Below are 9,852 nucleotides of genomic sequence, written 5' to 3' on the forward strand. Positions count from 1 at the left end.
GGGATCGACGTACGGTGCGTCGATCTCGGACCGGGAGGGTCGATCTCGTCAGGCTTCACGCCGGAAGGTGACCTCAGGCCGGGGCCAGCGCCAGTTCCTCGTCCCGGTCGCCGCGCGGCTTCTGGTCCTCGTACCGGCGCACGACGCGGCTCACCGTCGAGCGCGAGGCGGAGACCTCCTCAGCGATCTCCCGCTGCGTCATCCCCTCGCGCGCGAGCTCGACGATCCGGCGGTCGCGGTCCGACGTCGGAGCCTCGGCAGGGGTCTCGTCGCCCTCGCGCGCGTCGCCCGCACCCTCCTCGACGGTGGGTGCTTCCGCGGCGAGCGTCCGCGCGACGTCCTCCTCGACGGTCTCTTCGGCGCCGGCGGACTCCTGCTCACCGCTCTCGGTCTCGGCACCGACAGCCGGCGGCTCGGGCGCCTCCGGCACGGAGTGCCAGGCCGGAGCCTCCTGCGCAGCAGCCGCCTCGGCCTGCTGACGGCCGCGGTACAGGTCGAACACCTCGACCCGGCGCGTGTGCCCCGTCTCGGTCCGCGGCTCCAGGAGCGGCCGGCGCGGCGCCTCCGGGGCCGACGTCGCGGCCTCCTCGACGGCACGCTCGGCCAGCAGCGCGGCGCCGAACGCGTCCACGAAGGGCTCGTCCTCGGCGTCCTCCTGGGTCACCTCGACCGCAGCAGCCGGGGCGCGGCTGTCGGAGGGCGTCGCGGCCGCGGCGCCGGTCGAGCCACCGCGCGAGGGCCGGACGGGCAACCGGTCCGCCGCGGGTGTCGCCGGCGCCTGCGGTGACTCCGACCGCTCCGGGGCGCCCCGGCCCGCGCTCGCCGCGTCCGCACCGATGGCCGCGTCGGCCGCGGTGGCCCCCAGGCTCGGAGCGGTACGCGCCGGGGCCGCGGCCGCAGCCACCGCCTCGGGCGAGATCCCCTTGCTCGTCCCCCGCTTGATCGAGCTCGCACCGATCGTGTCCAGCCGGTTCCCATGTCGCTCGGCTGCCTCCAGGCGGTCGACCCACACCTGCATGCGCCGCTCGAAGTCCTCCACCGTCAGCAGCTTCAGGGCGCCGTCGCGGGCCGCCCGCTGCTTGAGGTGCGCCCGGCGCACCTTGCGCATGCCGCGCGCGTTGCCCGTGCTGTCGAGGCGGGCGTCGCGCCAGCTCTCGAGCGCGGTCACGTACTGGTGCACGCGGTGCTCGCGCCGCCGCTCATCGAGCGTGTGGCCGGTGACCAGGTGCCGCTCGCCGACGAGCGCCAGGTGCCACATCAGTGCGGCGACCAGCGGGGGGACGAACCGGAAGACCACCATGTACGGGGTGCTCTCGGTCGGCACGGCGATCTCGTGCAGCGCCGCGAACACGCCCGACGTCCCGGACAGGATCCACGTCAGCGTCAGCAGGACGCCGTAGGGACGTCCCTCCAGCGCGGCGTTGCGCGCCATCAGGGCCACCGCCACGAGGCTGACCTCGAGGAACCCTGCCAGCGCGTACGCCTCGAGCGGCGACATGTGCGCCACCTCGAGGCCGAACAGCACCATGCCGCTGTAGGCCAGCGCGGTCGCGATGAACGCCGCCACGACGACGGCCACCATGGGAAGGTGCCGGCCGCGGTAGCGGGGTTTCGGTGGGGCGTCGCCCGCTGTCGTCGCCGGCACGTCCTGCTGAGTCACGTCTTCCTCCGAAATATGGTGATCAGGCCACATATCACCAGGCGTTCACCGCAGAAGTCAACGCCTCGCGGTGATCGGAAGCGGATCGTGACCAGGAGTTCGTCAGCCCTTCACGGCGCCACTCATGCCCGCACCGGACAGGAACGCCTTCTGGAAGACCAGGAAGATGGCGATCGGGATCACGGTGGAGATCGCGAGCGCGGCGAGGAACACGTCCAGCTCGACGTAGTTCTCGAGCGCCGGCAGTCGCACGGAGAGCGGCTGCTTGGACACGTCGCGCAGCACGAGCAACGGCCACAGGAAGTCCTTCCATGCCAGGATGAAGGCGAAGACCGAGACGACGCCGAGAATCGGCTTGGACATCGGCAGCACGATCGACCAGCCCACCCGGAACGGGCCGGCACCGTCGACGCGCGCGGCCTCGAAGACCTCTGCCGGCAGGTTGTCGAAGAACCGCTTGACGAGCAGCACGTTGAACGCGTTCGCACCGGCAGGCAGCCAGACGGCCCAGAACGAGTTGATGAGCGAGACGTTCGCGAACGGCACGTCCAGCACGGTCAGGTACAGCGGGACGAGCAGCACGACGGCCGGGACGAACAGCGTGGACAGCACCAGAGCCGTCAGGACCTTGGCGTAGCGCGGTCGCAGCACCGAGAGCACGTAGCCGCCGGTGGCCGCCACCAGGAGCTGCATGAACCACGACCCGAGGGCGAGCCACAACGTGTTGAAGAAGTAGTGGTCGATCTCGAAGCGCACCCAGGCCTCTGACAGGTTGGCCCAGTCGACGCCGTTCGGGAAGAGCGCCATCGGCGTGCGCAGCGTGTCCTGGGTCGGCGTGACGGCCGACTTGGCGAGCCAGAGGATCGGCCCGAGACCGACGACGACCAGGCCCGCGAGCAGTCCGACGTGCGAGGTGCGCCAGGTCGCCCGGACGCTGCGTCGCCGCCGGTCGGAGGCCGAGACGAGACCACGGTCGGCGGGCGGTGTGGCCCGGCGGCGGTCCACCGGTGCGGTGGTGGGCATCAGTCGCTCCACTTCGCGGTCAGCTTGAAGTACACGGCGGACAGGATCGCGAGCACGACGGCGAGCATGATGCTCAACGCCGTGGCAGCGCCGTAGTCGCCGCGCCCGCCGAAGGCGTAGTTGTAGATCATCAGCAGGATCGTGGTGGTCGAGCTCGCCGGTCCCCCACCGGTGAGCAGGTAGGGCTCGGTGAAGACCTGGGCCGTGCCGATGATCTGCAGGATGAACGTGATGAACAGGATGCCGCGCAGCTGCGGCAGGGTGACGTGCCAGATCTTGCGCCACACTCCTGCACCGTCCACCTCGGCGGCGTCGTACAGCTCGGGTGCGACGCCGGTCAGCGCGGCCAGGTAGATGATGACGGTCCCGCCGGCCGCGGACCACGTCGCGACGAGCACGAGGGACGGCATGGCGGTGGACGGGTCCTGCAACCAGGGGTACGGCCCGAGCCCGACCCAGCCGAGGATCGTGTTGAACAGCCCGGACTCGGAGGCGTCGTAGAAGGTCTTCCACAGCAGCACGGCCACGACGGGCGGTACCACGACCGGCAGGTATGCGAGCGCGGAGTACATGCCCTTGGCGCGGCGGACCTCGCTCATGAGGACGGCCGCGACCAGCGGGATCGGATAACCGAAGATCAGCGCGAGCACCGCGAAGTAGAGCGTGTTGGTGATCGCGGTGGCCAGCATCGGGTCGGCCAGCACGTAGGTGAAGTTGTCCAGGCCGACCCACTCGGCCGGCTGGACGAGGTTGGTGTGCTGGAAGCTCATCACGACCGCGCGCACGATGGGGTACCAGGAGAACAGCCCGAAGACGAGGACCAGCGGCAGCGCGATGACGAGGGTGCTGAGCCCGCCGTTGCGGACCCAGGAGGCCGGGGTGCGGGGGCGGCGGCGGGGCGTCGGCGTCCCCGTGCCGACCGTCGGCATCGGGGTCACGGTGGCGGGCGTCCCGCCGTCGGGCAGCGCGGTGCCCGACGGCGGGACGCTCGTGGCGGGGTGGACCATCCGCTCAGCCCCGGTCGATGAGGTTCTGGACGTTCGCCTCCGCGTCGGCCAGCAGGGCGTCGACGTCGGCGTTCTCGTCCGTCAGGACCGCCTGGACCACGGGGTCGAGCGCGGCGTACAGGTCCTGCGTGGAGGCCGGCGGCTCGGGCTGGAGCGGCTGGTCGTAGATGTTGTCGCTGTAGGGCGCGAACTGCTCCAGCGGGACGTTGATGTAGTCCGCGATCCATTCCTGCGACTCGTCGTAGGTGGCCTGGTCGAAGACCGGCAGGATCGGGGCACCCACCGGCTGCCCCTGGTCGGCGACGGCGCGGGCGTCGGCCACGGCGGCGTCGGGGTCGGTGAGCTTCTCCATGTAGAAGAAGTCGATCCACTCCACGGCGGCGGCCTGTTCTGCGTCGGTCGCCTTGGCGTTGACCGCGGCCAGCGTGCCGCCGCCGAGGACGGCGCCGTCGTCGCCCTCAAGCGGCAGGACGGTGACGCCGTAGTCGTCGGGGTTCATCGCGTTCTGGGTGACCAGGTTGCCGTAGTCGCCGCCGCCGGAGATGAACATGCCGATCTTGCCGGCGCCGAAGTCGGCGTGGCTGGTCCCCCAGTCGTGGAGGAACTCGTCCCCCATGGAGTCGTCGTCCCAGCGCATCTGCTGCAGGTACTCCAGCGCCTGGTGGTACTCGGGGGTGTCGATCGTGGCGGTGACGGTCTCGGCGTCGACCGTCTCGGCTCGGCCGCCCATCGCGTAGACCATCGTGGTGAGGATCCAGCCACCGGTGTTGGACGCCGTCATCTGCGCGTAGCCGGTGGCGCCGGTCTCCTCGGAGATCGTCGCTGCCGCGTCACGGACCTCGTCCCACGTGGTCGGCGGGCTGTCCGGGTCCAGCCCTGCCTCGGTGAACAGGGACCGGTTGTAGTGCAGACCCTGCCCGTACGCTGCGATCGGCACCGCCCACATGCCGCCGTCGGGCGCTTCGCCGGCGACGGCCACGTTCTCGTTGAACTCGCCGGAGTACGGCAGCTCCGCCACGAGACCCGAGATGTCGGCGATCTGCTCGCGCTCGATGAGACCCCGCCCGTCGGTGAACGGGACGGTGAAGACGTCGGGCAGGGTGCCGCCGGCGAGGTCGGCGGCGAAGGTCGTGCCCACCCAGGTGTACTCCTGCGTCTCGACGGTGACGTTCGGGTGCTCGGACTCGAACTCGTCGACGCGGGTGTTGATCGCCTCGACAGCGCCCTCCTCGAGCCCTTCGTCGATCGCGACCTGGATGGTCACGGGCTCGTCCGACATCTCCTCGGCCTCGGCGGCAGTCACTCCTTCGCCGTCGTCCGAGCTGCAGGCGGCCAGCGTCGCGCTCAGGCTCAGCGCACCCGCGAGGGCGAGCGCGGTCGTGCGTCGTGTTGACTTCATCGTCACTCCTTGGTCGGTCCGCACGGGCGTGCGGGGGTCGGTGCTGGATCGGTCGGTGGGTTCACGGCCGGTACCAGACGGCGGTGTCGGCCGGGAGCGCGCCCTCGACGAGGGGCGCGGAGGCGAGCACGACGTCGGCGCCCGGCGGCAGGTCGACGGGCCGGGTCCCGAGGTTGACGGCGCAGACCAGGGTGACGTCGGTGGCGGCACCCTCGTCGTGCTCGGCGGTGCTGCGCGCGAATGCGAGGACGTCGTCGTCGGCCCCCGGGAGCGTCACCCAGGTCATGTCGTCGCCGTGCAGCGCGGGTTCGGCCCGCCGCGTCGCGAGCATCGTGCGGTACAGGCTGAGCATCGAACCCGGGTCGCTCTCCTGGGCCTCGACGGAGAGCCCGCCCCATCCGGGCGGCAGCGGGAGCCACGGGTCGGCCGCGGCGTCGTCGGGCGAGAACCCGGCGCTGCGCCCGTGCCGGGTCCACGGGATCGGCACGCGGCAGCCGTCACGCCCGGGGTCCACACCCTCGGACCGGAAGTGCATCGGGTCCTGGATGGCCTCCCGCGGGACCTCCACCTCGGGAAGCCCCAGCTCGTCCCCCTGGTAGACGTACAGGCTTCCCGGTAGCGCACCGGTCAGCAGCGCCGCGGCCCGGGCGCGACGCCGTCCGACGTCGAGGTCGCTCGGGGTGCCGAACCGCTTGGCCGCGAAGTCGAAGGAGCTGTCCTCGCGGCCGTAGCGGGTGACCGGACGGGTGATGTCGTGGTTGGAGAGCACCCAGGTCGCGGGGGCGCCGACCGGCGCGTGGGCCTCGAGGGTGGTGCGGATGGACTCCCGCAGCTCCTTGGCGTCCCACGGCCGGGTCATGAAGTCGAAGTTGAACGCCGTGTGCATCTCGTCGGGACGCAGGTAGAGGGCGAAGCGCGCCGGGTCGGGCAGCCAGATCTCCCCGACGAGCACGCGCGGGTCGTCGTAGGAGTCCGCGACGGCACGCCACTCGCGGTACACGTCGTGCAGCTCGTCACGATCGAGGTGCGGGTGCTCCCCCGCCCCCCAGGTCTCGGGGACCTCGGGGAAGGTGGGGTCCTTGACCGGCAGTGCTGCGGAGTCGATGCGGATGCCGGCGGCCCCTCGGTCGAACCAGAACCGCAGCACGTCGGTGTGCTCGCGACGCACGTCGGGATGGTTCCAGTTGAGGTCCGGCTGCTCGGGGGTGAAGAGGTGCAGGTACCACTGACCGGGCGTGCCGTCCGGGTCGTCGGTGCGTGTCCAGGTACCGCCCTGGAAGCTGGAGACCCAGCGGGTCGGCATCTCGTCGCCGTCATCGCCCCGCCCGTCGCGGAACCAGAACCGGTCGCGTTCCGGGGCCCCGGGTCCGGCTTCCAGCGCCTCGCGGAACCAGGCGTGCTGGTCGGAGACGTGGTTCGGGACGACGTCGACGATGGTGCGGATGCCGAGCGCTCTGGCCTCGGCGATCAGGGTCTCCGCCTCGGCGAGGTCACCGAACGCGGGGTCGATCGCCCGGTAGTCGGCGACGTCGTAACCACCGTCCGCGAGCGGCGAGGCGTACCAGGGCGTGTACCAGATCGCGTCGACGCCGAGGTCGCGCAGATAGGTCAGGTGCTGCCGCACCCCCAACAGGTCGCCCGTGCCGTCACCGTTGCCGTCGGCGAACGAGCGCGGATAGACCTGATAGATCACCGCGTCCCGCCACCAGGGGCGCCCTTGCTCGTCGCTCACCACTGAGCCCTCTCCGTCGCACGTCGTCCTCGTCGTTGGCAGCGACAGTAATCATGAGACGTGATCTACGCAAGAACTCAACAAGAGCGTAATCGAACTGCGACCGCCAGCCGAAACGATTCGGGCGATCAAGCGACCCTCACGTCAGTGCAGGGCACGGCCCCGGCATCATTGCAGGGCCCTCCGCCCGGAGCGGGGCAGGCGCACGGACGGGCGCGGGCGGACCGGCGCGGAGGTGTCGACGTCAGGCCGCGGGGCGCGGCGCCGCAGCCGTGGACCGACGGACGACGAGCTCCGGCTCGAAGAGCAGCTCGTCACGGGAGACCTCCGCACCGGCGATCATGCTCGCCAGGAGGTCGACGGCCGCGCGACCCATCGCGTCGATCGGCTGGCGCACCGTCGTCAGCGCGGGGTCGGTGGAGTTCATCAGCGCCGAGTCGTCGTAGCCGACGACCGAGACGTCGCCCGGGACGTCGAGACCGGCCCGGCGCACCGCCCGGATCGCACCCAGCGCCAGGGGGTCCGAGGCGCACAGGACGGCGGTGGCACCGGCATCGAGCAGACGGTTCGTCGCCGCCTGGCCGCTCTCGAGCGAGTACTGGCTGTGCACGACCAGGGACCCCGGCAGCTGGACACCGTGGCGTCGCGCGAACGCTCGCGCCGCCTCGAGCTTGCGCTCCGACGGCACGTGATCCTCCGGCCCGAGCAGCAGTCCGATGCGCTCGTGCCCCATCGATACCAGGTGTTCGAGGGCCTGGTTCGTGGCGATCAGGTCGTCGCAGGAGACGTGGGGGAAGTCGAGACTCTCGATGGAGGCGTTGATGAGCACGACCGGCAGGTTGAGAGCCTCGAGCCGTTCGTAGTGGCCGTGGTCCGCCTCGCGCTCGGCATAGAATCCGCCGGCGAAGATGACGCCGGACACCTGCTGACCCAGCAGCAGGTCGATGTACTCCGCCTCGCTGATGCCGCCGGCCGTCCGGGTGCACAGCACCGGCGTGAAGCCCTGCTGCGCCAGCGCACCGCCCACCACCTCGGCGAATGCCGGGAAGATCGGGTTGGCCAGCTCCGGCAGCACCAGCCCCACGAGCCGGTTGCGGTCGCCCCGCAGCTTCGTGGGACGTTCGTAGCCCAGTACGTCCAGCGCGGTGAGCACGGAGTCCCGCGTGGCCTGGGACACGCCTGGCTTGCCGTTCAGCACGCGACTCACCGTCGCCTCGCTGACACCCACCTTCGCGGCCACGTCGGCCAGTCGCCTCGACATGCCGTCGAGGCTACACCGCAACGCAAGCGGTTTGCGCGAGTTGCAGTCCCTTGCTTCGATCTGCGTCGAGCCGGTTTCACCCGCACCGGAGAACAAACCGCCCGGTCGGTTCGCTACGCTGTCCGCACGCCGTCGAGGAGGACGCCGATGACCGAACGGTCCACCACCCAGACCGACGCCGGCCCGGCCGGCGACCCCACCCGCATCGAGACCCCGCTCGGCAGTTTCCACGCCCTGCGCGACGGCGACGTCGTCCGGGTGCGCAACATCCGTTACGCCCGTGCCGACCGCTTCGCGGCACCGTCACCGGTCGCGCCGGACCCCGCGGAGTCGGCACCGCTCCAGCACGTCCGCTACGCCTGCCCCCAACCACCCAGCCCGGCCGACCAGGTGTACGGGCCGCAGCTGCGCGACGTCGAACCCACCGAGGACTGCCTCCGGCTCAGCATCACCCGTCCGGCCGAGACCGACGGCGCGCTGCCGGTCCTCGTCTGGGTCCACGGGGGCGCCTACGTGTCGGGCGCGGGCGACCTGGCCGGCTACGACCCGACCGTGCTCGTGCGCGAGCACGGGGTCCTCGTGGTCAACGTGACGTATCGGCTCGGCGCGCTCGGGTTCTTCTCCGACGGCGGCTCGGACGACGTCGCCGCGGCGGTCGAGGCCGGCCGCCCGGCGAACCTCGGGCTGCTCGACCTGCTGGCGGCGCTGCGCTGGGTGCGCGACCACGTGCACGCCTTCGGCGGCGACCCCGACCAGGTGACGCTCGTCGGACAGTCGGCCGGCGCCGACGCCATCGCACACCTGCTCGGCGCCGACGACGCGGACGGCCTGTTCAGCCGCGCGATCCTGCAGAGTCCGCCGCTGGGAGTCCGCGGGGGCCGCGCCGAGGTCCACGCCGGTCTCGTCGAGGCCGCGGGACCGCTCGACCCGACGGGCACGGTCGACGACGTGCTCGCGGCCCAGCAGCGCGCCATGGCCGCCGTGGCCGGGATGAACGACCGGGCCGGCATGCCGTTCGCCCCCGAGTACGGCCGGGCTCCCCTGCCGTCCGAGGAGGAGTTCCTCGCGACGTGGCGTCGCCGGGCACCGGGGCTGGAGCTGATGGTGACCTGGACCTCCCAGGAGGGCGAGACGTTCGTCCAGCTCGACCCCCGGGGCAGGGCGCTGCGCGACAAGCCCGTCGTCGGCAGGCTGCTGGCGTGGTTCGTGTGCCGGAAGGTCACCGACACGCTGTTCCGCACGGGGTGCAAGGCCTTCGCGAAGGACATGGCCGACGCCGGTGCCGCCGTCGTCGCCGCCGAGCTCACGACCCGCCCCGTCGACGCCCCGATGGGTGCCACGCACGCTGTCGAGCTCGGCCTGCTGTTCCCGAACCCCGACCGGTGGGCCGAAGCACCGGTCATCGGACCGGCGGGGGCCCGGACGCTCGTCGAGGCAGGCCGCGACCTGCGGGCCGCCTGGGCGGAGTTCGCGCGGACCGGCCGGCTCGCGGCCGACCGGGTCGGGACCGGTCCCGGCTGGACCGGTGAGCTGCGGGTGACGCGCCGCTCCTGACCCGCCAACGCATCGAGCGTGCCGGCTTTTTCCTCATCCGACCCGGATGAGGAAAAAGCCGGCACGCTCGATGAAGGAAAGGGTCAGGCGGTCAGCCGGTCACCTCCCACGGACCCCACGCGGACGACGCCGGCACCTGGTTCCGCGTCCACCACTTCGCCGTGTGGGTCTCGCCGTCGTGGACGACGACGTCACCCGCGGTGAAGATCCGCGACG

The 9,852-nt window shown here is 71.6% G+C and carries 8 protein-coding genes; 1 reads left to right on the forward strand and 7 read right to left on the reverse strand.

What is annotated here, in order from left to right; genetic code table 11:
• Window positions 1-73: 73 nt before the first annotated feature.
• The 6 genes from HDG68_RS17625 to HDG68_RS16275 form a co-directional block, all read right to left on the reverse strand.
• A complete protein-coding gene (locus HDG68_RS17625; protein ID WP_172153694.1) occupies window positions 74-1,660 on the reverse strand; it encodes a helix-turn-helix domain-containing protein in 1,587 nt (528 codons plus the stop codon).
• Window positions 1,661-1,762: 102 nt separating this feature from the next.
• The gene (locus tag HDG68_RS16255) at window positions 1,763-2,683 is read right to left on the reverse strand and encodes a carbohydrate ABC transporter permease (protein ID WP_172153695.1); all 921 of its coding nucleotides are present in this window, start codon (window positions 2,681-2,683) and stop codon (window positions 1,763-1,765) included.
• Window positions 2,683-3,612 (reverse strand): carbohydrate ABC transporter permease, encoded by a 930-nt coding sequence (locus tag HDG68_RS16260; RefSeq protein ID WP_216648572.1) that lies wholly within the window; start codon window positions 3,610-3,612, stop codon window positions 2,683-2,685. The genes HDG68_RS16255 and HDG68_RS16260 overlap by 1 nt, the downstream gene beginning before the upstream one ends.
• A gap of 82 nt (window positions 3,613-3,694) precedes the next feature.
• Entirely contained in the window at window positions 3,695-5,089 is a 1,395-nt protein-coding gene (locus HDG68_RS16265) for an ABC transporter substrate-binding protein (RefSeq protein WP_172153697.1), read from the reverse strand.
• A gap of 61 nt (window positions 5,090-5,150) precedes the next feature.
• Complete coding sequence (locus HDG68_RS16270) at window positions 5,151-6,821, reverse strand: glycoside hydrolase family 13 protein (protein ID WP_343037631.1); 1,671 nt, start codon at window positions 6,819-6,821, stop codon at window positions 5,151-5,153.
• 244 nt (window positions 6,822-7,065) lie between these two features.
• A complete protein-coding gene (locus tag HDG68_RS16275) occupies window positions 7,066-8,082 on the reverse strand; it encodes a LacI family DNA-binding transcriptional regulator (protein WP_172153698.1) in 1,017 nt (338 codons plus the stop codon).
• Between the two features lie 147 nt (window positions 8,083-8,229).
• On the opposite strand from HDG68_RS16275, the gene HDG68_RS16280 reads away from it, so the two are divergent.
• Window positions 8,230-9,636, forward strand: a complete 1,407-nt coding sequence (locus HDG68_RS16280) for a carboxylesterase family protein (RefSeq protein ID WP_172153699.1) — start codon at window positions 8,230-8,232, stop codon at window positions 9,634-9,636.
• Window positions 9,637-9,727: 91 nt separating this feature from the next.
• Here HDG68_RS16280 and HDG68_RS17680 read toward each other — a convergent pair whose 3' ends face one another.
• Window positions 9,728-9,844, reverse strand: coding sequence for a carbohydrate-binding protein (locus HDG68_RS17680; RefSeq protein ID WP_425483774.1), 117 nt, complete (start codon window positions 9,842-9,844; stop codon window positions 9,728-9,730).
• Window positions 9,845-9,852: the final 8 nt, after the last annotated feature.

This window comes from Isoptericola chiayiensis (assembly GCF_013149805.1).
GTDB classification, from domain to species: domain Bacteria; phylum Actinomycetota; class Actinomycetes; order Actinomycetales; family Cellulomonadaceae; genus Isoptericola; species Isoptericola chiayiensis.